A 24,754-nucleotide genomic window follows, 5' to 3' on the forward strand; every position below is an offset into this window, starting at 1 on the left:
CCGAAGGCACATGGACCTGAACCATGCGCGTCTACCAATTCCGCCATCTGGGCAAGAGACAGCCGGATCGGACTGCCAAAGAACGCGTAATTCTATAGGAAACCACTGTTTTGTCAAATGAGAAAAAGCGAAAGCTGCGTCACTTGGATCCGCACTATGAGCGTGAAAAAGAACGCTACAAGTACCCATTACCTAGTCGAGAATATATTCTTCAAACCCTAAAGCAGCAAGGTATTCCGATCGCCGAGCAATTTTTACGAAAATTGCTGTCCATTACAAGAAAAGAGGAAGATCTCTTTTATCGCCGTTTATCGGCGATGATGCGTGATGGCCAGATTTTCCGTAACCGCAAAGGCGATATTTGCGTGATGGAGAAGCTGGATTTAATTAACGGCAGAATTCAGGGGCATTCCGATGGGTTTGGTTTTCTGATTCCGGATGATGGTAGTGTAGATTTGTATCTGAGCGCCAAGGAAATGCAAAAAGCATTGCATGGCGACCGTGTTTTAGTGCGTGAAACCGGGCTGGATCGGCGCGGACGCAGGGAAGCTGCGATCGTGGAAGTGTTGGAGTCTTGTAATACGCGATTAGTAGGACGGCTACATATTGATCATGGCATTTTATTGGTGGTAGCCGAAAATAAACGTATCAGCCAGGATATTTTGATCGCTCAGGAGCATTCACTAAAGGCTGAAGCCGGTCAAGTCGTGATGGTGGAAATAATCCAACAACCCAGCAAACGTGCCCAACCCATCGGTAAAATTGTTGAAATTCTTGGCAACTATACTGCTCCCGGGATGGAAATTGAAATCGCTTTACGCAAACACGATCTACCTCACGAGTTTTCGCCCGATATTGAGAAACTTTCAGCCAAATTCCCAAAAAATGTATTAAAGAAAGAGCTGGCTGAGCGCAAAGATTTATGTCATTTACCGCTGATAACCATTGACGGAGAAACTGCAAAGGATTTTGACGATGCCGTTTTCTGCGCAAAAGATGGCAAAGGATACCGATTATATGTAGCAATTGCGGATGTAAGTCACTATGTAAAACCACACGATCCGATTGACCGCGAGGCCCTCAATCGAGGGAATTCGGTTTACTTTCCGCGCCGTGTCATCCCGATGCTGCCAGAAGTATTATCGAACGGATTGTGCTCTTTAAATCCCGATAAAGAACGTCTGTGCATGGTGTGCGAGATACAATTCCAAGCCAACGGCGATATACTGGATTATTCTTTTTATCCTGCCGTAATGTTCTCGCATGCACGACTGACCTATACCAAAGTTGCGACTATACTGGCCGATGCAAAAAGCCACGAGGCTCAGGAATACATAGAATTATTACCGCATTTGCAACTAATCTACAAGCTCTTTAAAGCCTTACTGAAAGCACGCAAGAAACGCGGTGCTATTGATTTCGAAACCACTGAAACGCAGATGTTTTTCAATGATCAAGGAAAAATCGAAAAGATTTTGCCAGTGCATCGCAACGAGGCGCATCGTTTAATTGAGGAATGCATGCTGGCGGCTAATGTCTGCGCCGCAGATTTTCTGCAGAAGCACGGGCAGACTACACTCTATCGTATTCATGAAAGCCCTACACCAGAGAAAATTGACATATTACGCAATTTTTTGAAGGAATTTGGCATTCAGCTAGGAGGAAAAAACAAACCCAGCGCACAAGATTACGCGCAAACTTTACTCAAGATACAAGGAAGACCGGATGCACAGCTACTTCAAACAGTGATGCTAAGATCGTTGCAGCAAGCCATTTATAGTCCTGATCTCGCCGGTCATTTCGGACTTGCATACGATGCTTACACACATTTTACCTCGCCAATCAGGCGCTACCCTGATCTGCTGGTACATCGTGCAATTAAAGCAGTATTAAACGGAGAAACTTACTATCCTGGTAATTGGTCCGAATTTGGGTGTCACTGTTCAATGACCGAGCGGCGCGCCGATGATGCCACACGTGACGTTGAATCCTGGTTAAAATGCTTTTATATGCAGGATAAAATCGGAGAATGTTTTGACGGAGTGATCAGCAGCGTTACCGGATTCGGCTTATTCGTCGCGCTTGACAACGTATACGTAGAAGGACTGGTGCATATTTCCGAGCTACCGAGTGACTATTTCCATTTTGATGCAACCAAGCATGTTTTACTGGGCGAACGTAGCGGCAAACAATATCGCCTAGGCGATCGAATACGCATCAAATTGGTTCGTGTCGATTTAGAAACGAGTAAAATAGATTTTGTTTTAGCCGAACCAGAAAAGAAAACCGGGCAATCTAAGGCAAAAACTTCTACTAGAAGCAAGAAATCGCATTAAGTTTTTGAAATTGTTTTACAATACAGATGCACACAAAATTCAGTCACGCAATCTATCGGGTTCCTATTTTGACACGCTTCACGATAAGTGATGTCTCATCATTTTTTCAGGTTTAATTAAAACGTGCCCAGCACCCGATTTATATTTGGCTTTCATGCGGTTACCAGTCGCTTACGACAGAATCCGAATAGTGTCAAAGAGATTTTTATCGATGCCACACGCGCAGATCAACGCGCACAAGAGCTAATCAAGCTGGCCGAAAACAAGAAGATCCGCGTTACCTCCTGCGATGGATCGAAACTCACTAACATGTCAGGCAACGACCATCATCAAGGCATTGTGGCCAATATCGATGGTATAAGCAATTATGTCAGTATTGATGACATCCTCGACGCATTAACCGAACCTGCGCGTTTGTTGGTGTTGGATGGAATCCAGGATCCGCACAATCTGGGCGCGTGTCTACGCGTCGCCGATGCTTTTGGCGTGCATGCTGTAATTACACCGAAAGACCGGGCTGTTGGATTAACTCCCACTGTATACAAAGTCTCTAGTGGCGCGGCTGATACCGTGCCTTTTATATCGGTCACCAATCTGGCACGCACGCTGAAGCAATTGAAAGAACAAGGTATTTGGATTTTTGGTACTGCCGAAGACGCCGAACACGACTTAGCCAATTTCAAGATTAGCGGTGCTGTTGCCTGGGTATTCGGTTCTGAGGAAAAAGGGATGCGGCGCTTAACGCGCGAGAATTGCGATCAGTTGGTTCGAATTCCAATGCAAGGCAATATCGAAAGCTTGAACGTTGCCGTCAGTGCAGGAATTTGTCTTTTTGAAACCCATCGTCAACAATCTTTGGCCTGAGTCACGCACCTGATAAAATGTATTCCATGTAGAAATAACACAGCTGTGTATGCTATGCGCTTTAATTTAATGCAATAAACTAATAATATCGCTTGCCCTTAACTATGACATCAACTGATTTCCCCAACTTCAAAACTCACTTTATCGAGCTTCTCCAGCAAGCAAGTAACGCTATTACATCTCTTGAAGCTACAGTGGTTGACATTGAATTGACCCGTACCAAACAAGCCAGTCATGGCGATTATTCGTGTAATCTGGCCATGCAATTAGCCAAACCATTACATAAAAGCCCACGAGAAATTGCACAATTATTGATTAATGCACTGCCACCTTCACCTTATCTTGAGAAAGTGGAAGTGGCCGGCGCTGGATTTATCAATCTGTTCATAAAAAATTCTGCCAAGCAACAATTTCTGCATTACATATTGCATAGCAAAAATACATTCGGAAATAGCACCCTTGGACAAGGAAAAAGAATCCAAGTGGAATTTGTCTCGGCCAATCCAACTGGACCACTGCATGTTGGTCATGGCCGTGGTGCAGCGATTGGAGCAAGCTTATCCAATATTTTGACAGCTGCAGGATTTGATGTGTCTCGGGAATTCTACGTCAATGACGCAGGGCGGCAAATGGATATCTTGACGTTGTCAACGTGGTTGCGTTATCTGGAGCTTAATCACATCCATATTCCTTTTCCGCAGAATGCTTATCAGGGAGAGTACGTTAAAATTATGGCGCAACAAATTTTTCAAGCGCATGCACAACGTTATGTACATCAACCCGAGTTATTGCTGGATAGTTTGCCGGAAGCTGTGCTAGCGACTGAAATGAATCCCGACGAACAACTGGACAAACTGATTGCTAACACGAAAGAAATACTGGGTCAAGATTATGCGTATATACACAATTTTGTGCTAACGGAGCAACTGGGCGATTGCCGCAATGATTTAATGGAGTTCGGCGTCGAATTTGATACCTGGTTTTCAGAACAGTCGTTATTTGATAATGGTCTGGTAGCACACGCGATTGAACTGCTTGCGAAAAAACAGCACTTATATCAACAAGACGGAGCGACTTGGTTTCGCTCCACAAATTTTGGCGACGAGAAAGATCGTGTCGTACAACGGGAAAATGGTCAATTCACCTATTTCGCTTCAGATATCGCTTATCATCTGAATAAATTTGGGCGAGGCTTTGATCAGGTAATCAATATCTGGGGTGCAGACCATCATGGTTATATTCCACGGGTAAAAGGCGCGTTGCAGGCACTGGATCTGGATGCCGAAAAATTGCAAATCGCTTTGGTGCAATTTGCGGTACTTTATCGGAATGGCAAGAAAGCTCCGATGTCTACTCGTTCCGGTGAATTTGTCACTTTACGTGAATTACGCCAAGAAGTCGGCAAGGATGCCGCACGGTTTTTTTACGTGATGCGCAAAAGCGATCAGCACTTAGATTTTGATATGGATCTGGCCAAATCGCAAAGCAATGAAAATCCAGTTTATTATGTTCAATATGCTCATGCTCGCGTGTGCAGTGTGTTAGTGCAATGGAATGATAATGTCGACAATCTGCAAGATGTCAATACAGATGCACTGTCCAGTCCAGCAGAATTGGCTCTACTGCAAAAATTAATTGATTTTCCCGATACGCTCGAAATGGCAGCCAAAGAGTTTTCACCTCATCTCATTGCATTTTATCTCAGAGAACTGGCCAGCGAATTTCATAGCTACTATAATTCAACGCGTTTTCTGGTACCTGAAATTCCATTGCAACATGCCAGGCTAGCGCTAATTGCATCGATTCGTCAAACATTGAGTAACGGTTTACTATTACTTGATGTGAGTGCACCTGATAAAATGTAACCTAATAATTGTATAAGGACACTCATGAGTCGGGATTATAAAACTCGCAAGTCTTCAGCCAAATCTACAAATGAGAAAGGAGGTTCGGCATTCTTAGGTGGATTCGTCGGTTATGCATTAGGTCTTGCGAGTGCAATTGGAATATGGCTGTACCTTAACTATGCACCCAGTCCATTCCTACCCACTGAGAAAAATCAAACTCAGTCTCCTATTGAGACACCCCAAAGCACTGAAAAATCCATGCCAGAAGAACCAATAAACTTAGTCGAAGAAAAACCTCGGTTTGATTTTTACAAAATACTGCCAGGTATTGATGAACCTGAGATGGACCATGAGTACCAAAAAAATGTTGAACCGCCAGCACAACCGCAAGTGGCTGCCAAAGCACCCGAAGTCAGCAACAAGCCGCTGGAAAGATCACCACAGACAGCTTTACCGAGTTCTGGTGTCACGTCTACAGCACCTCCTCAACAAACTGCTGCCATTCCTCGCGTGCTCCCAATCGAACCCCAACCTATTTCACAATCACAGCAGCCTGTATCACCTCAAATACAAAGCCCTCCAGCTATGAAAGAAAAAATATTTTTACAGGCTGGCGCATTCAGAAAAAATGATGAGGCTGAGAACCTTAAAGCACGGCTCGCATTGCTCGGCGTGTTTGCATCCATACAATCCATTGATTTAGCCGAGAGAGGAACCTGGTATAGAGTTCGAATCGGCCCTTTTACGAACAAATCGGATAGCGATCAGACCAGCCATTCTCTAAAGGAGAACGGCATCGATACTCACTTTATCAAAATACAATAAAAGTTTTACTAAACAACGCTTAAAACTGTTTTAACCGAGTTCTGCAGCATTCGAACCCAGCAATTAATGAAACGCTTTTTTATTAGGAGATTTAAATGAATCGATACCAATCTGTTACGATTTTCTTCTTAGTTTTAGTGTCGGTTTTTGCTTTTATCACTAAAACTCACGCACAAGCTAACATTGTTGAAGGTAAGGATTATGCTGTACTGAGTAAACCTCAGCCTATTGACGATAATACCAAGATTGAAGTTCTGGAATTTTTCTGGTACGGTTGCCCGTCTTGTTACAGCTTACATCCACATCTTAAAACCTGGTTGATGAATCTACCGAGTGATGTTAGCTTCCGTTATGTACCCGCTATTCTTCGCGCCAACTGGACATCTGGCGCCAAAATTTTTTACACCATTGAAGCCATGTCGCTAACCGATACGCTAAACGACAAGATTTATGATGCCATCCATCGCGACAAAATTGATTTAAACAATGAATCTGTTTTATTTGATTGGATCGAAAAACAAAACATTGATAGAAAGAAATTTGAAAATACCTACAAGTCATTTACGGTTCAAAATCAGGTAGCGAAATCGGCCCAAATGATTCGCCAATATCAACTCAACGGTGTTCCTGCTTTGGTTATTAATGGAAAATATCTCACCAGTGGTGGAATGAGCGGAACACCACAAGCTACTATTACAACGCTGGAAGCGCTCATTGAAAAAGTACGCAAAGAACGATGAGAAAATATTAATGGCTGCAAACAAGATCATTTTTGGAGCGGGCTGTTTCTGGGGAGTAGAAGCAGCTTTTCGTCGCAATAAGAGCATTAAAAATGTCACCTGTGGTTATTCTGGCGGACACACCATTAATCCAACTTACACATTAGTCTGCGCTGGCACTACCGGCCACATTGAAGTAGTATTAGTAGAATATGATGATAATGAAATCTCTTTTGAAGCTTTGTTAAACGAATTTTGGAACTGCCATAATCCTACCACGCAGGATCGGCAAGGACCGGACATCGGTGAACAATACCGCTCAGTCATTTTTTATTTCACGCCTGAGCAAGAAAAGTCCGCAAGAGAATCTAAAGAGAAACTAGAAACAAGCAAACGCTGGCAAGATCCGATCGTAACGCAAATTTTGCCCGCCAGCCAATTCTATAATGCGGAAGAATACCATCAGAATTACCTCGCCAAACATGGCATCCATTAACTATATTATCAATCAACTTTGATTTGTGTCGATAACAGAAAAACTAAAAATACTATTAATTAATAGTGTATTCAGACAAAGAATCTGACGCGAACAGTTATAGCACTATTATTTCATATATATCAGTATCTTTTGGAAAAAACATTACGATGGGACCTATGCAAAAACCTGGTTCTCCACAAGACCCATCAAATTCCTTTGTTCATGCGGGCACAATAAAAGGTGATGCCATAACTTTAAAAGATCGTCTGTTCAATGCCGTCACTAATGATCCAAATCTTCCGGCACTTGGTAGTTCCATCACGCGAATTGTAAAACTGTCTTCGTCGGATGATCAGTCGATACAACAATTGACTTATTATGTTTTATCCGATGTTTCATTAACGCAAAAAATCCTGCGCTTATCAAACTCTGCAGCTTTTAAAGCAATTACAAATAAAGAAATTTCCAGCATTAATAAGGCAATATTCTTGTTAGGATTTGATTCTGTCAAGACCAGTGCTTTGGCTATATTATTAGTCGATGGAATGCCCGCAAAACATGCAGCACATGTACGTATCGAATTAATTCATGCATTAGCAGCAAGTATGATTAGCCGCAAATTAGCTGCGCGAACTTCATTTGCTAAAGATGTCGAAGAAGTTTCTATTGCTGCTTTATTCAAAAATCTTGGGCGCATTTTATTAGCCACTTATGAACCTGATTTTTATCACCAAATGATGGCGCTTGCCGCTCAAGGTCAGCACACGCCGGAACAAGCATCCATGCAGGCACTTGGCTTCAGGTTGGATAGTTTGGCAGAAACTTTATTAGATAACTGGAATGTACCTGTCAATGTGATTCAGGCACTCAGTGCAAAACCACCCGGTGTCTTGATCACGCCCAAAAACAAACAAGAATGGATGCAAATAGCAGCAGAATTTTGTGAAAAGACCGCACCACTTGTATTAAGTGCTAATCTAACCAAGGAAGATATCAAGCTAAAAGAAGAACTACTGAATCGGTTTGGCAAAGTGCTCAATCTGACTATGCCTGTGCTGGACGAACTAATTGATAAAGCAAGTATAGAAACTCGTGAGCTTCTCATCAGTGCAGATTTGGCTTCTTTAGATAAGAATAATAAGATCAATCAAGACTCATCGCATTGCGAATTTGATATTGCTGCGGAAGAAAATTTAATCAATGATTTGACGATAAATAACGATGAGACTCATAATCTACAAATCACTGAACGTTATTCCAGCAACAAACCCTATAATGCATCAATATTGCTATTAAAAGGCATTCAAAATACCACTGAAATGATGTCATCGGGTGATTATAGACTTGAAAATCTTATCAACCTAGGTTTGGATTCTCTTTGTTCTGCGCTTGGATTTCGTTTTATTACATTATGTCTAAGAGATTCTAAAATGAATTCATTTCGTGGACGCAGTTCGTTAGGTAAAAGAAATTTGGAATATCAAAAAGGTTTCCATTTCTCTGCCGTGCCTACTAATGATTTATTTCATCTTGCCATGCAAAAAAATATAGATCTCCTTATTTCGAATGCTTTTATCCCCAGAATCCGTAAGCTTATACCGCTGTGGCACACAACTTTATTACCTGATGCACGCAGCTTCCTTCTACTTCCCTTAGTAGTTAATAAAAAACCTAGTGGTTTAATTTATGCAGATCGTGAGACCGAATCACCTGAAGGAATAACGCACGATGAAGCGAAGCTTGTTAGAATCCTAAAAGGACTAATACTGATCGCTCTTAACTCAAAATAAGAAATCAATAACGTATAAAGTTGGTTGCAAGCATTATGATTAAAACTCCAGGCTGTTTGTTTGTTATCAGCGCACCATCAGGAGCCGGAAAAACCAGTCTGGTTCGAGAATTACTGCAATCGAGTTTGAATCTTAATCTGTCAATCTCACACACCACTCGACCACCCCGCAATGGAGAAATCGATGGCCGTGACTATCACTTTGTCACTGAAGCGGAATTCAAACAAATGCTATTTGATGGTGAATTTGTGGAAAGTGCAGAAGTTTATGGCAATCTCTACGGTACCTCGCAACACTGGCTCAATGACACGATGTCATCCGGACAGGATATTTTGCTTGAAATTGATTGTCAGGGCGCAAAGCAAATAAAACAAATTTTCCCTTATTCTATCGCTATTTTTATTCTTCCGCCTTCAGCCGAAGCGCTGGCAACCCGGCTAAAAACTCGAGCACAGGATGATCCTGAGGTCATCAAAAAGCGACTTAAAGCGGCTCGGGAAGAAATCAGCCATATTACAGAGTTCGATTACATCATTGTTAACGGCAAACTGAACGAAGCGCTCAGCGATTTAATTTGCATTGTTAAGGCTGAACGCTTGAAGACAGAACGACAAGCGACGAAGCACCAAGCTCTAGTTATGCAACTATCATAATAGGTATTGATTAATAAACACCATCATTTCATGTTTTTTCCTGTAAAATTTGTACATTATTATCATTCCTGAGGCAAATAAAATGGCACGAATCACTGTTGATGATTGTTTGAAAAGGATACCCAACCGATTTGATATGACGCTGGTTGCAACGACGCGTGCAAGACAACTGGCAATTGGTTCTGCACCTTTGGTTGAAGCTGGGCGTAATAAGCCTACAGTCGTAGCTTTGCGTGAAGTGGCCCATGGCAAGGTAGGTTTGGACATTCTCAGTCCCAGAAATATTTAAAATGATTTTGAAATTACAAAACCCGTAAACTCCAGTAGTTTCTGAAATTTAGTTGCACGTCGATTGGTTCGATATTCTGACACATCGTCATGGCAAATTTTCAAATATTAATCTCTGATTTAAGCTTAAACTTGAGAACTTAAATATTCAGTAATTTAATGAAGCATAGTAAATTAATTAAACTCAATGGCAGAAGCAGATTTTCTATTTTCAGAAACATCGAAATATCTTAAACCTGAAGACATTATTCAGCTCAGAAATGCTTATTCATTTGGTTTAGGAGCGCATTCAGGGCAATTCCGCAAGTCCGGGGAACCCTATATCTCTCACCCCGTAGCAGTCGCAAGAATTCTAAGCAAATTGCATCTCGATGCCCCTACCCTGGCGGCAGCTCTATTGCATGATGTGGTCGAAGATACAGATATCTCCAAAGCTGAAATCAGTGAAAGATTCGGTGAACCCGTCGCAGAATTAGTGGATGGTGTTTCTAAGCTTGCAAAAATTGAATTCCAGACACAAGAAGAAGCGCAAGCTGAAAATTTTCGCAAGATGTTACTGGCAATGGCTCGTGATGTGCGTGTCATTCTAATAAAACTGGCAGATCGCTTGCACAATATGCAAACATTATCTGTCATGATTCCGGCCAAACAGCGCAGCATCGCGCGCGAAACTCTGGAAATTTATGCCCCCATTGCTCACCGGCTGGGACTTAACAATATTTACCAGGAACTTCAAGAACTGGGCTTTCGCTATTCTTATCCCTTACGCCATAAAGTGCTGGTGAAAGCGACTAGGGCCGCGCGCGGCAATCGACGTGAAGTGGTTGGAAAAATACTCGAAGTCATTACGTCAAAGCTCAAAGAAGCGCATTTGGATGCGGAAGTGACCGGGCGCGAAAAACATCTTTACAGCATTTATAACAAGATGCTGGAGAAACATTTATCTTTCTCTGAAGTACTCGATATCTATGGTTTTCGCGTGATCGTCAAAGATATACCCTCATGCTATGTTGCACTTGGAATGTTGCACAGCCTATACAAACCAATCCCAGGAAAATTCAAGGACTACATCGCGATTCCAAAGAATAATGACTATCAATCCTTGCATAGCACATTATTGGGTCCTTTCGGCATACCGATCGAAATTCAAATTCGTACCGCTGAAATGCATCGAATTGCTGAAAATGGTGTAGCTTCTCATTGGCTCTATAAAAATTTAGATGGAAATTTTGATGAATTGCATTTAAAAACCAGCCAATGGTTGCATAGCTTAATGGAAACACTCAGCAGCTCAACGGATTCATCAGAATTTCTGGAACATCTTAAAATCGATTTATTCCCCAGCGACGTTTTTGTTTTCACCCCGCAAGGTAAAATATTAACGCTACCCAGGGGATCAACCGCCGTTGATTTTGCCTATGCCGTGCATTCCGATGTCGGCAATTGCTGCGTTGCTGCCAAAATTAACGGTGAAAATGCGCCATTACGCACAAAATTAAAAAGTGGAGATCGTATAGAAATCGTTACCGCGCCATATGCCAAGCCCAACCCATCCTGGCTCGGTTATGTTGCAACCGCAAGGGCACGCTCGCATATCCGCTATTTTCTCAAGACGATTCAATACGAGGAATCCATTAAGTTAGGAGAACGCTTGTTAAATCAGGCGCTTATATCGTTTAATATCAATCCAGACTCTATTACCGCGGCCCAGTGGAATAAGCTAGCGCGCGATAGCGGCGTCAAATCCAAGCAAGAATTATTTACTGAAATGGCCTTAGGCAAACAGCTTCCAGCCGTGGTAGCAAGGCGGTTAACAGCCCCGGCAGAATCCATTTCCAAGGAACAGACTGCAACCCCTATTACCATACTGGGAACTGAAGGCTCAGCGGTGCAATTTGCCAAATGCTGCCGCCCAATACCGGACGACGCCATCGTCGGCATTATCAAAAAAGATTCTGGATTAATTGTTCATGTACTGAATTGTAATAACATTTCACACAACCCCAAGAATCAGGAAAACTACCTCAATGTGACCTGGGGAAAAGACATCACGCGAACTTTTGAAGCGGCTATTGAGATAATCACAGACAATAAACAAGGCGTTTTAGCGCGAGTTGCGGCTGAAATTGCCAAGGCCGATTCAAATATTGATGATATTGCGATGGAAAGCGAAAATGAGCGCATGCACATGCGCTTCGTCCTGCAAGTTAACAACCGGCTCCATCTCTCACAAGTCATTCGCGGTCTAAGGCATCTACGCGAAATTACCACCATTCGCCGCATAGAAGATTAGAACCGTCACTGATGACAGCCGCGATATAGCGGATGATTACGAAATGGACTAATCAGAAACGCATTACCTATTTATTTTCGCGCTGCAATCATTCCCGCATTATGATTCACATCATGAATGCGTTCGACAATCTGCCGGCTCAGCTCATCGCCAAAAACACCGACCACGCCCAGCTCATGATAATGATTAAACGGTGTTTCAAAAATCGCGCGAGGCTCCATCACGCCGTTTTTCACCAGGTATTCGACGATCTCGTTCAAGAAAGCCATTTGGTCCGCATTCAATGCGGGCGATCGGGCTAGAAACTCAGCAAATACCGCTTTGGCGGCACTGCGGTCCAGACCGATAACCGAGCGCACCAGTTTTCCCAGCGGCTCCTGACCATAAATTTTTGCGTACTCGTCTTTGGGGATCGGGCCATTTTCGGCGAACAGAATGGTTTCCAGCGCCAAAATGTCGGTCGGTGCGATCGGTTCATTATTTCTCAAGCGCCGGATCGTGACATGATTCTGATGCTCGCGGATAAAGCGCTGCACCCGCTCGCGATAATTCTGCAGATTCGGATCGCGCTTGACCACCTGATATTCGGTCGCTTCTTCCTGAATCAGCGTATCGGTGAAATGCGTGTATACATCCGCCCGCTCCTCCGGGCTGATAAACCGCGTCAACCCGCGCAACCGCACCCGCACAACTTCCAGCATCGGCAACGTGACATCCTGCCACCAGGCATCGGTTTGTAACTCCAGAATGAGCGCCATCTGCGCCGCCACGCTGGGAATCGCCGCCTTATCTTCCAGCTCCCTGGCGATTTGTCGCACCGTGCGTTGATAGTTTTGCTGTGCCGGATTGTTCTGCCACAGCGCCAACTGCAAATTCAGGAGCAGCAGATCAAAGCAGCGCACGCTTTCATCGTCGCTATCCACCGCGGGCAATCCGCTGATTTTTTCCGCCAGCACGTTCACATCGCGCTCATCCAGCGTTTGCCAGGCTTGCTGCCGGGCGTATTGCTCCACTGCCCTGCGTTGCTTGCGGATGATGAAATTATCCAGATCCAGCGCCGCCACCACGTCGTGCAATTGATCCTTCAACTGCGCCGCAAAATTCCTCACCGCCGCATCTTCCACACGTCCGTTTTGCAACGCGACCGCCAATTCCAACCGCCGTTTGAAAACCTTCTGCTTCACCGAATCCTGCGTCGCGGCATCATAACCCGCAGGATTAACGTCAAAAAACTCCAGGTTCTGGCAGTAATCGAAAATGATGAATTCTTTTTTGTGTTCGCCGGGCGCGAATAAATCCTCGCACAGCCGCGTGCCCCGCCCCAGCATCTGCCAGAACTTGACGCGCGAGCGCACCAGCTTGAAAAACACCAGATTGACGATTTCCGGCACATCGACACCGGTATCCAGCATATCGACCGACACCGCAATCTGTGGAAATTTGTCCTTAATCTTGAATTGGTCGATCAGACTTTGCGCGTATTTCACCGAGAAATCGATTTTCTGGCAGAACTGGCCAGCAAAATGCGGATAATTCCTGTCGAACTGCGCGACGATAAAATCCGCGTGCTTGCTGTTCTTGGCGAAAATAATGGTTTTGCCGAGCGTATCGCCGCCTTGCACCTTGATGCCGTTTTCCATCAAGTGCATCAGTACCTTGTTCACGGTATCCACATTGAACAGCCACTGATTCAGCGCCGGTGGGTCGATCGCCTCCTTCAGCTCGCCGCTTTCCTCGTCGTAGAAACGTTCCTGCTGCTCGTATTCTTCCTGCTCCTGCGGCGACAAATCATGGTACTTGATGCCCTCGCGTTGAAATTTAAGCGGCACCGAAATCGCGCGCGGAGGCACCAGATAGCCATCCGCCACCGCCTGCTCCAGTTCGTAGGCATAGGTCGGCTGGTGATCGTCGAGTTCAAACAACCGGTAGGTATTGCGATCCACCTCGCCGCGCGGCGTGGCGGTCAATCCCAGCAGCAGCGCGTCGAAATAATCGAAAATCGCGCCGTACTTCTGGTACACCGAGCGATGCGCTTCGTCGATGATCACCAGATCAAAATGCGCCACGCTGAAAGTCTCGGTAATATCGCGCCGCGTGCCGTCGATGCAGTTCAACAAGGTCGGATAGGTGGAAAACACCACGCGCGCGTCGCCCTGCGTCGGTTCCAGCAGGCTCGTCACCGTCACGTGCGGCAAATACCGGTTGAATTCGCGTTTCGCCTGCCCCACCAGCGTGATACGGTCGGCCAGAAACAACACCCGCCGCACCCAACCGGCGCGTAGCAGCATGTCGACCAGGGCAATCGACAAGCGCGTTTTGCCGGTGCCGGTGGCCATCACGAGCAGACTTTTGCGCTTGCGCTCGCGGCCAAAATGTTCCAGCACGCGGGTCGCGGCCTCGATCTGGTAAGGGCGACCGATGATCTCCGGTTTCGGCTGCAGCCCATGCAATGCCTCGCGTGTGGTGCGCTGATGCAGGCGCCATTGCAGCTCGTCACGGGTGGCAAAGCCCTGCACTTCTCGCGGCGGGTAACAATGATCGTCCCACAACCACGTGGTGTAACCATTGGAATAATAAATCAGCGGGCGCTGGCCGAACTGCCGTTCCAGACCATCGGCATAGAGGGCCGCCTGCTGCTTGCCTGCGAGTGGATTGCCGCGGGTCTTTTTGGCTTCGATCAGCGCCACCGGCTTGGCGTCGCTGCCCCACAACACATAATCCACATACCCGGTGCCCGTGCGCTCGCCGCTGGCCGTCGGCATGCACTGGCGCACCTCGTATTCGGCCACGTGGACGCCCTTCGGGTCCCAGCCGGCCTCGCGCAGCATCACGTCGATGATCAGCTCGCGCGTCTGCGCCTCGGTGTATTCGCCACTGCCGATGGTTTTCTGATTGGCTTGCTTGAGTTGCTGCAGCGCAGCCAATTGCGCCCTGAGTTCGGCCAGTTCGGTTTCAGTGTGCGTGAGTTTTTCGTGCGCGGCAGCAGCCGTTGCATCCCTGGCGGCCAGCTCATCCTGCAACTGCTCCAGTTGCCGCACCGTCAATGGCGGGGTTTGCGGCTCAGTGTGGGACACCGGTTGCGGCAGCCAATCCACCTGAAACGGCTGTGGCACAGCATTTTGCCGCGTATACACGCGCGACAGCCAGCCGAGGAAGGTGTGCAGTGCCTGCGCGGCTTTCAGGCTTTCTTGCGAAGAAATATGCTGATCGCCATGCGCGGCGACATTGCCCAGCCGGTGGAGGAATTTGATGTCGTGAAACAAACCCTGTTTGATATTCTCAGCAAATGTCGGCTCATGGATCATCGCCGCCAGGCTTTTTTCATACGGTGTTTTAAGCGCGGTATCGTTGGCGAACAGCCAGCGCAGCGACAATTCCAATGTGCGGCGGGCATAAATCGCCGCCGCACGGGGATCGCGCAAGGCGTAGCTTTCGACTTGCTGTGCGTCGGCGTGCAGAAAAGCCCAATGTTCGGTCAGGAAACTGAAGTTGCTGGGTTTAGTGAGGTTCTCTACCATGCTGGGAGTTTCGGTTTATGTGACGATATGTTGGATCAATTGGCCACTGAATGCTTTCTGCGTTAATCCATTAAACAATTCATTAAATTTTACTTTTGAAAAATTCATTAATTTAATGCTGCCTAATGACTTAAGAAAAAAATCAGAATATTTTTCTTGCTCTAGCATAGAGGGTAACAATATTTCTATATTTGAGAACTTCGATTTACTAACCATCCCCTTCATGCTTTCAGTCGAAGCTCCTTGCACAAGTTTTTTATTGACCCATAACTGTGCATACAAAAATAATGGAGAAATTATATTATTAGGAATAATGGCATTAATTTGTTGATTAAATGCTACAGTTCTATTTGCTATCGCTGCATTACCAATGCAATCGTGACTTCCTGCAATACACGTTACAAGTATCGAGTTTTTTGGAACATGTCTTCCTACAAGGAATCCGTCTTCAGACAAAAATTCTGATGCTGTTGTAAGGTAATGATCTGGTGTATTTATGTTATCTGATTTTATCCACTCAGTATGCGAACCATAATATTCTGGCCTCTTTCTTGAAGGAGTATTACCAGTCACTATTTCACCAACCTCACAAAGCTTAGCTGTTGCAAGTCCTTTCGGATTCGTCACCGGATCACCAAATAGGTCCAGAAAAACGGAGCGGAGTAGTTGGTTGGTGAGGGCTATGGCTTGCTGGCGTTTGCGGCGTATGGCATCGGCCTTGTCCAGTATCGCCGCGATGCGTTTTTGTTCTTCCAATATTGGGAGCAGGATTCTTGTATCTTTAATTAATGATTGATTGATATTGGGTTGTGCTCCTCCAGCCGCCATGTTTAAGAACTCAGGCACCTTCTGCAATAGCGCATAATAAAGATATTTTGGGAAGCATATAGTTTCATCTGGTTGGATACTGCATACTGCTTGATTTGTTGCCGCATTTATCCCTAAAAAAGCAAGCCGTCCAACTGTTGCGCCATACATTGCTAATAATAATGAACCTTTAGGCACAATCTTCGCACTTGAGTTTTGTAAAGCTTCTTCGGTTATCTTTTCTTCCGTGTCGAAGATGATATTTTCACGGAGTTCTCCCGATTTTACCCATGGTATATTTCCATTCTCATAAAAATTAAGATGTTGCCTAGAAGGAGTTCCACCACTACTTGTTTTGCAAAACTCGGATAATTTAAGCATTTGAGAAAAGCTCATAACATCCCCTTCAACGCTTTCAAATCCTCCAAAATCTCTACCTCCAGCGCTTCCAGTTGATCCAGAATCACCTGTGGCGACTCATATTCGACCTGCTGATATTCAATTTCCCGGTAACGATTGATCGACAGGTCGTATTTGTTGGCGGCGATGTCGGCTTTGCTCACCACAAAGGCTTGTTGCTTTTTATCCTCAAAACCCTGCTGGCCCACTTGACATTGCTCATAGCGGGCGATAATGTCGGGGATATTATTTCGGGCATGCAGTGCTGGATTCCCGCCTGCGCGGGAATGATGGATGAGTTCCTTTTGTTGCTCCGGGGTCAATAGCGGTTCGCGTTTGTCGTCCAGGCTGTAGCCGTCGGCCTGCATGTCATAAAAAAACACCTTGTCGGTGCCGCCGGAGTCGGTGCGGGTGAAGATCAGTATCGCGGTGGAGACGCCGGCATAGGGCTTGAACACGCCGGAGGGCATGGAAATGATGGCGTCGAGTTTTTGTTCTTCCACCAGTGTCCGGCGCAGTTGCTGGTGCGCGTTGCTGGAACCGAACAGCACGCCATCCGGGACGATGCAGGCGCAACGCCCGCCGGGTTTGAGCTGTTTCAGGAACAGGCTGATGAACAGCAGTTCGGTTTTTTTGGTTTTACTGACTTGCAGCAGATCTTTGGCGGTGCCGTCAAAATCGAGCGAGCCTTTGAATGGCGGATTGGCGAGGATCAGCGTGTAGGCATTGCGTTGCAGTGCGTGGTCTTCGCTCAGGCTGTCGCGGTTCTCGATCGACGGGTTGTCGATGCCGTGCAAGGTCATGTTCATCGCGCCGATGCGCAGCATCGACGAATCAAAATCGGCGCCGTGGAACATGTGGTGATGAAAATGCTCCTTCAATGCGGTATCAAAGAACAGCGATTTGTGGTGCCGTTCCAGATATTCCGCCGCCGCGACCAGATAACCGCAGGTGCCGCAGGCCGGATCGCAAATGATATCCTTCGGCGTCGGTGCGGTCAGTTCCACCATCAGCTTGATGATATGGCGCGGCGTGCGGAACTGCCCATTCTGCCCGGCGCTGGCGATCTTGGACAGCATGTATTCGTACAGATCGCCCTTGGTGTCGCGGTCGTGCATCGGGATGGCGTCGATCATGTTGGTGACTTTATCCAGCAGCGCCGGGGTCGGGATGATGAACACCGCATCCTTCATGAAACGGGTGTACGCACTCCCGGCACGGCCATTGAGCGATTTGATGAACGGAAATACCTGATCGCGGAATACGGTGAATTTGCGTTCCGGATCGAAATCCTTGAAGTACGACCAGCGCAGTTCGCTCTGCTGCGGTTCAAAAATGGGGTTGTCGAGCGTTTCGCCGAGCAGATTGGCCTGGCTTTCCTTCCCGGTGTGCAGTTCGTCCAGCCGCTTGGCGAACAACAGATAGGTGATCTGCTCGATTACCGACAGCGGATTGGACACGCCGCCGGACCAGAACGTGTTCCAGATTTGATCGACTTGATTCTTGATGGCACCGGTGATCATAACAATTCAAAAGCCTGCTTATTCGTTTAAAAAAGCTGCAGCGTACACTAACAAGTGGTTAAAAATCTATCGGCATTGCCGCTGCGGTGTTAAAAACAGGCTCTAAATGCTTATCTATTAATCATTTCTGAGATATTGATCTACTTTTTAGCGCCGCCTTTGACCTAATAATGATCCGAGCAGGCCGCGAGTAATTGCGCGCGCAATGGACGACCCGATTGAGCGCGCTGCACTTTTTGCCATCGCATCCATTACTCCATCGCGTCGCCCTCCTCGCCCGCTTGATGAGCTTGAGAATAAATCGCTCAAATCTTTCAGAACCTCTCCATCCCGCGGTTTATTCAAATTCTCATTATCGGACGGGCTTTCAGCACCGGCCCGTGCCAAGAGCAGTTCAAAGGCGCTTTCGCGGTCGATTTCCTGCTCATATACGCCCGCCACAATAGAAGATTGCAGCAACTGCTGCCGCTCTTCCCGTGTGATCGGCCCAATCTGGCTGGCTGGAGGAAGTATATACGCACGCTCGGTAATACCAGGAGAGCCGTCTCGCTGAAGAAATGAAATCAGCGCCTCGCCCACAGAAAGCTCAAGAATGGCTTGCTTGATATTCAGCTCCGGATTGGGTCGCATGGTATCAGCAGCAGCGTTCACTGCTTTTTGATCGCGTGGCGTAAATGCGCGTAAGGCATGCTGAATGCGATTGCTTAACTGGGCCAGCACTTTTTCGGGGATATCAAACGGATTCTGCGTGACGAAATAAATGCCGACACCTTTGGAGCGTATCAATCGTACAACCTGTTCGATTTTCTCCAATAAGACAGGCGTCGCGGTGCTAAATAACAAATGCGCCTCATCGAAAAAGAATACCATCTTAGGTTTATCACGATCTCCGATTTCCGGCAAATTCTCGTACAACTCGGATAACAGCCACAGCAAAAAGGTGCTGTACAATCTTGGCGCGTTTAATAACTTATCAGCCGCAAGAATATTTATAACGCCTTTGCTATCGATAGTCTGCAATAAATCCTCGATATTCAGCATGGGTTCGCCAAAAAAGTGATCTCCACCCTGTTCTTCTATTTGCAGCAAACCACGTTGAATGGCGCCAATCGATGCCGACGAAACGCTGCCGTACTGAGTCTTGAATTTTTCCGCGTTATCGCCCACAAATTGCAGCAATGCGCGCAGGTCTTTGAGATCGAGCAACAACAATCCATAATCATCCGCCACCTTAAAAACCAGCGTTAAGACACCTTCTTGCGTTTCATTGAGATTCAACAGACGGGCCAGCAACAACGGCCCCATGTCGGAAATAGTCGCGCGCAACGGATGCCCATTCTCTTGCAATACATCCCACAGCGTAACCGGAAAACCTTGCCATTGTGGAACATCCATCTGCATCCTATTCAGATAAGTTTTTAATTTATCTGTCAATGAACCCGGTTGACTGATGCCGGTTAAATCACCTTTGACATCGGTCATGAATACCGGCACGCCGATGTTGGAGAAGCTTTCGGCCAGTTTTTGCAAAGTCACCGTTTTACCTGTCCCCGTAGCACCTGTAATACATCCGTGGCGCGTGGCCATTTCGGGCAAAAGCGCCAACTCGATTTTGTTTGTTTTGGCAATAATCAGCGGTTCAGACATTTTGAATGATGAAATAGCAGAATAAGCATTGAAAGTTGCATTGTAAGTCAATTAATAGGAATCATACATATCGATGTATACTATCCATTGGTTTTGCTAAAACCTAAAGTCGCTTATCAGCTTCAAAACAAGATTTCTGATTAATTCTTAAATAAAAAGCCCTTGAACAAGCAATTAGTCTGTGGAGATATCGGCGGTACCAAAACCATTCTGCAAGCAGCAGAAATAAGTAATGGTGTGGTGCGCGAGTTATTCACTCACCGTTATGACAATCATGAATTTGCGGCCTTCTCTGAAATCTTGCAAGATTTCCTGCACCGAACTCGAAATACAAGTCGTCCATTTTCAGCATGTTTTGCAGTCGCGGGGCCCATTGTTACGCAGCAAGCACAACTGACTAACTTGCCCTGGCAAATCAGTAGCAGCGATATTTCGACTGAATTTTCGATTCCTTCTGTCAAACTGATTAATGACTTTGAAGCTGCCGCTTTAGGCATTGAAAGCTTGTCACCGAGCGATATGGCAACACTACAGACTGGAAAATCACTGGCGCAGTCAATGCGTGTGATACTGGGCGCAGGCACGGGAATGGGTGTCGCCTGGCTCACTTGGCTGGAAGATCGCTATGTTGCAATACCCACCGAAGCGGGTCATATGGATTTTGCTCCGACCAACGCACTACAAATTGAGCTGCTTGAAACGCTCCTCAATAAATTTGGCCATGTATCCGTAGAGCGATTACTCTCGGGGTCCGGATTAACAAATATTTTCAAATTCCTGCAAATGAGTTCTGCAACCACTTCAAACCTTGCACCTATCGATCTTGAAGAAGATAGTGGTGCCACAATTACAACACTTGCATTTACTCATCAACATCCAATCGCGATAAAATCGATTAATTTATTCGTTGAGATTTATGGGGCCTATGCCGGGAACCTAGCATTGACAGGACTCACGCGAGGTGGTGTATATATAGCTGGCGGCATTGCCTCTAAGATTCTGAGTATTCTGAAACTTGGCGGTTTCATACAGGCATTCCACGACAAAGGAAGATTTTCTCAGTTAATGCACAAATTCCCGGTGTATATCATTACAAATCCTGAGGTCGGTTTGCTAGGCGCGAGACAGGAGGCGCATCGTTTGCTCACTAGCCAAAGTTGAGAACTTGACAATTTCAGGTTTTAATCTGATTTTCTTATCCTACAGATAAACATAAAGATAATTCATATTAAGGAGAACATGAATGCTTCCGCGCACTGCTTACACCATTACCGTCAATCCTAAAATACCAAACCGTCTTAAACGACTGGAAGAATTGGCCAACAATCTTTGGTATAGCTGGGATCGCGCTACGCGCACACTGTTTTCCCGCCTTGATCCACATTTATGGGAAGCAGTCGGCCATAATCCCAAAGCATTTTTGAAACGCGTGGATGAATCAGTACTCATAAAAGCCACAGAAGATCGTGTTTTTCTTGCTTCTTACAACAGTATTCTATCCACCTATGATTCCTATCACGACGCTACTGCAGCGCCGATTAATGATGGGTTAGATCCAAAAGATCAGATTGCCTATTTCTGTTTTGAATTTGGTTTTCACGAAAGCTTGCCCATTTATTCGGGAGGGCTGGGCATCTTGGCAGGGGATCATTGCAAGGCAGCCAGTGATTTACATCTTCCATTTGTAGCGATTGGCTTACTGTATCGGCAAGGATATTTCTTTCAAACTATCGATAGCCTGGGCAATCAACAAGTCTCGTACACTGTTTCTGACTTTGATGATCTGCCTGTCACGCCGGTGACGCGCGAGGATGGTTCAAGTTTGCAAATTACAGTGCCGCTCCCGCAGCGTGAGGTCACGCTAAAAGTATGGCAGGCAAAAATCGGTCATGTCACATTATTTCTGCTGGATGCCGATTTGCCGGAAAATTCTGCTGAAGATCGTTACATCACCCACAACCTCTATGGTGGTGACAAAGTCATGCGCATAGAACAAGAAATTATTCTGGGGATGGGCGGCGTGCGTGCTCTACAAGCTCTCGGCATTAAACCTACGATATGGCATATCAATGAAGGTCACGCTGCTTTTATGATTCTGGAACGTATTCATGCACTTGTGCAGCAAGGACTCGACTTTGCCAGTGCCTTGGAAAGTGTGGCAGTCAACACAGTTTTCACAACCCATACCGCAGTTCCTGCCGGGCACGATCATTTCAATGCTGATCTCATGCAAAAGTATTTTGACAGCTTTTACCGTAGCCTGAATATTACTCGCGAGGAATTCCTGGCACTCGGACATGTGGCAGGAAGCCCGGATTTTAATATGACAGCATTGGCAATCCATGGCTCACGCACTCATAACGGCGTCAGCAAGATACACGGTAATGTTTCCTCGAATATTTGCCGGGATTTATGGCCACAAATCGAGCCGGAAGAAAATCCGATTTCTTATGTCACCAATGGCGTTCATGTCCCAACCTTCCTTGCGCAGGAATGGTCCGATTTGTTTGATCGTTATCTGGGCCATGAATGGCGCAACAAAATGTGCGATACCGATTATTGGTCAGGCATTGATGCAATACCGGATCATTTGTTCTGGAGCGTGCGACAATCATTAAAATCACAAATGTTTTATGGTATTCGCTCCCGTATTAGCGAGCAAAATGCTAGAAATCGTGGTTCCGAGGCACATCTCGACCGGCTGTTAAAATTTGTCGATCCCATCAATCCGAATATTTTAACATTGGGTTTTGCGCGTCGTTTTGCTACCTATAAACGCGCTGCATTGTTATTTGAAAACCTGGATTGGCTACGAAAAATCATCCTCGATCAAGAACGCCCCGTACTGTTTTTGTTCGCCGGCAAGGCACACCCAGCCGATGTGCCAGGACAAGACCTGATCCGGCGCATCAGCCAGATTGCACATTTTCCTGAATTCGAGGGGCGACTTTTATTGGTGGAAGGCTATGATTTGCGGCTCGGCAGACGCCTTGTCGCGGGAGTCGATGTCTGGCTTAACAACCCGATTTATCCATTGGAAGCAAGTGGTACTTCCGGCATGAAAGCCGGTATCAATGGCGCAATTAACCTGAGTGTACTGGATGGCTGGTGGGGAGAAGGCTATGATGGGAAAAATGGCTGGGCGATCAAACCAGGGCTCGAAAATATGGATGCAACATTACGTGATCAAGAAGAAAGCCGGGCACTCTATGAAATTCTTCAGGATCAAGTGATTCCACTGTATTACAACTATGGCAAGCTCGGCTACTCGCCGGAGTGGGTAAGAATGGCCAAGCTTTCGATGATGTCCCTATTGCCGCGCTACAACGCAACCCGCATGGTCGATGAATATGTGACAAAATTCTATCGTCCGGCCAGCAGCAAAGGCATGTTATATGCAGCAAACGATTTTACTGACGCAAAGAATATTGCTACGTGGAAAACCAAAATAAAACAGGCATGGCGCGGCGTTACGATACGCCGGTTGGATACGCCTTGTGAGCGGATTCATTTTAATGAAGCAGTGAATTTCAAAGTGGCCGCAAATCTGAATGGCCTGTCCCCGGAAGACGTCGTCATCGAGTTGCTGATCTGTCGCCAGTTTAAAACGACCAAGCTATGCAATTTCCAACACTTCAAGTTTGAATCCACCGGCACTCAGGATTCGCACGAGCATTTATTCGAACTTAAACTGATTCCTGAATTATGCGGCAAACAGGAGTATTTCATCCGTATTTACCCTTACCATTCATTGCTCTCCCACCCTTTGGAAATGGGTCTGATGGTATGGCTTTAAGGAAATTTTTCAGGTGTAATTAGTCGCCTCTAAAATACCCCTAAGCATTTGATAGTAAGAATAAGTATTTTGTTTTTGCTGATCCTATCGACCAGGAATGTTAAAATTGACACTTATTTCTGGTCGAAATGGTGAATAAAAATGCTCACAACCAACAGCACATCTCATCAAACGAATTTATTTGGCACAAATCTTTTACAGCAGCTTGATATCATTGATCCACTGCTGAAATTATCGGCGGCAATCCCTTGGCATGAGTTTGACGAAGCGTTCTCGATTCATTACACAAGAGCGGTAGGCGCACCCAGTAAGCCGGTCCAGTTGATGATTGGGTTATTGATACTGAAGCAGTTAGAGAACTTGAGTGATGAAGCGGTGGTATTACAGCGGAAACACAATCCCTATTATCAGGTTCTTTGCGGCATGACGGAGCTTCAGTGCAGAACCCTTCCACAGCACCGAGCTGGTGCATTTTCGCAAGCGCATTGGTAAAGCAGGAAATAAACAACCCCGTGGCATGACCACGGGATATTAGAAAAGCTCAGGTCGATGCAGCTCTTCTTTTGGTTTGTCTTGATTCTTTACATACCGCTCAACTACACCCCAATCGGCTCTTTCCCCTACAGTTGCAACATAATAACCATCCGTCCAAAACTCTCCGCCCCATAGGTCTCGTTTCAAATCCGGCTTCCTCTTAAACAATTCCCGCGCTGTAATACTTTTGAAAACCTTTACAATCTGACCCGAAGTAATTTTCGGATGGGCCGTGCAAAGTATATATACGCGGCCTTTTCGCAACCTATCTGCTCAAACTCAATGTCGTATCGCTCTCCTTCTCTACAACATCTCGCATTCCAACATTCTAAAGCCTAATTAGATCCCCCTGGCAAGACCTCGGGGAGTCGCAAGTTCAAAACATTATTGTATCGTCATCCGCGCCTGAAAATGACTCTAACCGTGCAAAGTTCTCT

The 24,754-nt window shown here is 45.9% G+C and carries 18 protein-coding genes; 13 read left to right on the top strand and 5 right to left on the bottom strand.

Annotated features, from left to right (window positions below):
• Window positions 1–110: 110 nt before the first annotated feature.
• From rnr to QZV86_RS02135, 10 genes are all read left to right on the top strand, one after another.
• Window positions 111–2,336, top strand: coding sequence for a ribonuclease R (gene rnr, locus QZV86_RS02090; RefSeq protein ID WP_295623621.1), 2,226 nt, complete (start codon window positions 111–113; stop codon window positions 2,334–2,336).
• 123 nt (window positions 2,337–2,459) lie between these two features.
• Window positions 2,460–3,200 (top strand): 23S rRNA (guanosine(2251)-2'-O)-methyltransferase RlmB, encoded by a 741-nt coding sequence (rlmB, locus tag QZV86_RS02095; RefSeq protein WP_295623622.1) that lies wholly within the window; start codon window positions 2,460–2,462, stop codon window positions 3,198–3,200.
• A 104-nt stretch (window positions 3,201–3,304) separates the two neighbouring features.
• On the top strand, window positions 3,305–5,065 hold the full coding sequence (gene argS, locus QZV86_RS02100) for an arginine--tRNA ligase (protein WP_295623623.1): 1,761 nt from the start codon (window positions 3,305–3,307) through the stop codon (window positions 5,063–5,065).
• Window positions 5,066–5,089: 24 nt separating this feature from the next.
• Complete coding sequence (locus tag QZV86_RS02105) at window positions 5,090–5,872, top strand: SPOR domain-containing protein (RefSeq protein WP_295623624.1); 783 nt, start codon at window positions 5,090–5,092, stop codon at window positions 5,870–5,872.
• A 95-nt stretch (window positions 5,873–5,967) separates the two neighbouring features.
• The gene (locus QZV86_RS02110) at window positions 5,968–6,612 is read left to right on the top strand and encodes a thiol:disulfide interchange protein DsbA/DsbL (protein WP_295623625.1); all 645 of its coding nucleotides are present in this window, start codon (window positions 5,968–5,970) and stop codon (window positions 6,610–6,612) included.
• Between the two features lie 10 nt (window positions 6,613–6,622).
• Window positions 6,623–7,087 carry a peptide-methionine (S)-S-oxide reductase MsrA gene (msrA, locus tag QZV86_RS02115; RefSeq protein WP_295623626.1) on the top strand — a complete coding sequence of 155 codons (465 nt, stop codon included), beginning with the start codon at window positions 6,623–6,625 and terminating at the stop codon, window positions 7,085–7,087.
• A 149-nt stretch (window positions 7,088–7,236) separates the two neighbouring features.
• Window positions 7,237–8,859, top strand: coding sequence for an HDOD domain-containing protein (locus QZV86_RS02120; RefSeq protein WP_295623627.1), 1,623 nt, complete (start codon window positions 7,237–7,239; stop codon window positions 8,857–8,859).
• 35 nt (window positions 8,860–8,894) lie between these two features.
• Window positions 8,895–9,512 carry a guanylate kinase gene (gmk, locus tag QZV86_RS02125; protein WP_295623628.1) on the top strand — a complete coding sequence of 206 codons (618 nt, stop codon included), beginning with the start codon at window positions 8,895–8,897 and terminating at the stop codon, window positions 9,510–9,512.
• 82 nt (window positions 9,513–9,594) lie between these two features.
• The gene (gene rpoZ, locus QZV86_RS02130) at window positions 9,595–9,801 is read left to right on the top strand and encodes a DNA-directed RNA polymerase subunit omega (protein ID WP_295623629.1); all 207 of its coding nucleotides are present in this window, start codon (window positions 9,595–9,597) and stop codon (window positions 9,799–9,801) included.
• Window positions 9,802–9,987: 186 nt separating this feature from the next.
• The gene (locus QZV86_RS02135; protein WP_295623630.1) at window positions 9,988–12,093 is read left to right on the top strand and encodes a bifunctional (p)ppGpp synthetase/guanosine-3',5'-bis(diphosphate) 3'-pyrophosphohydrolase; all 2,106 of its coding nucleotides are present in this window, start codon (window positions 9,988–9,990) and stop codon (window positions 12,091–12,093) included.
• Window positions 12,094–12,164: 71 nt separating this feature from the next.
• On the opposite strand, the gene QZV86_RS02140 is transcribed toward QZV86_RS02135, so the two are convergent.
• The 4 genes from QZV86_RS02140 to QZV86_RS02155 form a co-directional block, all read right to left on the bottom strand.
• Entirely contained in the window at window positions 12,165–15,611 is a 3,447-nt protein-coding gene (locus tag QZV86_RS02140) for a DEAD/DEAH box helicase family protein (RefSeq protein WP_295623631.1), read from the bottom strand.
• 15 nt (window positions 15,612–15,626) lie between these two features.
• Window positions 15,627–16,814 carry a restriction endonuclease subunit S gene (locus QZV86_RS02145; protein WP_295623632.1) on the bottom strand — a complete coding sequence of 396 codons (1,188 nt, stop codon included), beginning with the start codon at window positions 16,812–16,814 and terminating at the stop codon, window positions 15,627–15,629.
• A complete protein-coding gene (locus QZV86_RS02150; RefSeq protein ID WP_295623633.1) occupies window positions 16,811–18,340 on the bottom strand; it encodes a class I SAM-dependent DNA methyltransferase in 1,530 nt (509 codons plus the stop codon). The genes QZV86_RS02145 and QZV86_RS02150 overlap by 4 nt, the downstream gene beginning before the upstream one ends.
• A 147-nt stretch (window positions 18,341–18,487) precedes the next feature.
• Complete coding sequence (locus QZV86_RS02155; RefSeq protein WP_295623634.1) at window positions 18,488–19,987, bottom strand: helicase HerA-like domain-containing protein; 1,500 nt, start codon at window positions 19,985–19,987, stop codon at window positions 18,488–18,490.
• Window positions 19,988–20,149: 162 nt separating this feature from the next.
• Between QZV86_RS02155 and glk the strand changes: the two genes are divergently transcribed.
• The 3 genes from glk (at window position 20,150) to QZV86_RS02170 (ending at window position 24,275) form a co-directional block, all read left to right on the top strand.
• Window positions 20,150–21,148, top strand: a complete 999-nt coding sequence (gene glk, locus QZV86_RS02160; protein WP_295623635.1) for a glucokinase — start codon at window positions 20,150–20,152, stop codon at window positions 21,146–21,148.
• A gap of 82 nt (window positions 21,149–21,230) precedes the next feature.
• Complete coding sequence (glgP, locus tag QZV86_RS02165; RefSeq protein WP_295623636.1) at window positions 21,231–23,783, top strand: alpha-glucan family phosphorylase; 2,553 nt, start codon at window positions 21,231–21,233, stop codon at window positions 23,781–23,783.
• 141 nt (window positions 23,784–23,924) lie between these two features.
• Window positions 23,925–24,275, top strand: coding sequence for a transposase (locus QZV86_RS02170; protein ID WP_295623637.1), 351 nt, complete (start codon window positions 23,925–23,927; stop codon window positions 24,273–24,275).
• Between the two features lie 39 nt (window positions 24,276–24,314).
• Here QZV86_RS02170 and tnpA read toward each other — a convergent pair whose 3' ends face one another.
• A complete protein-coding gene (gene tnpA / locus QZV86_RS02175) occupies window positions 24,315–24,581 on the bottom strand; it encodes an IS200/IS605 family transposase (RefSeq protein ID WP_295623638.1) in 267 nt (88 codons plus the stop codon).
• Window positions 24,582–24,754: the final 173 nt, after the last annotated feature.

Origin of the sequence: uncultured Nitrosomonas sp. (assembly GCF_902826915.1) — a bacterium.
Lineage (GTDB): Bacteria > Pseudomonadota > Gammaproteobacteria > Burkholderiales > Nitrosomonadaceae > Nitrosomonas.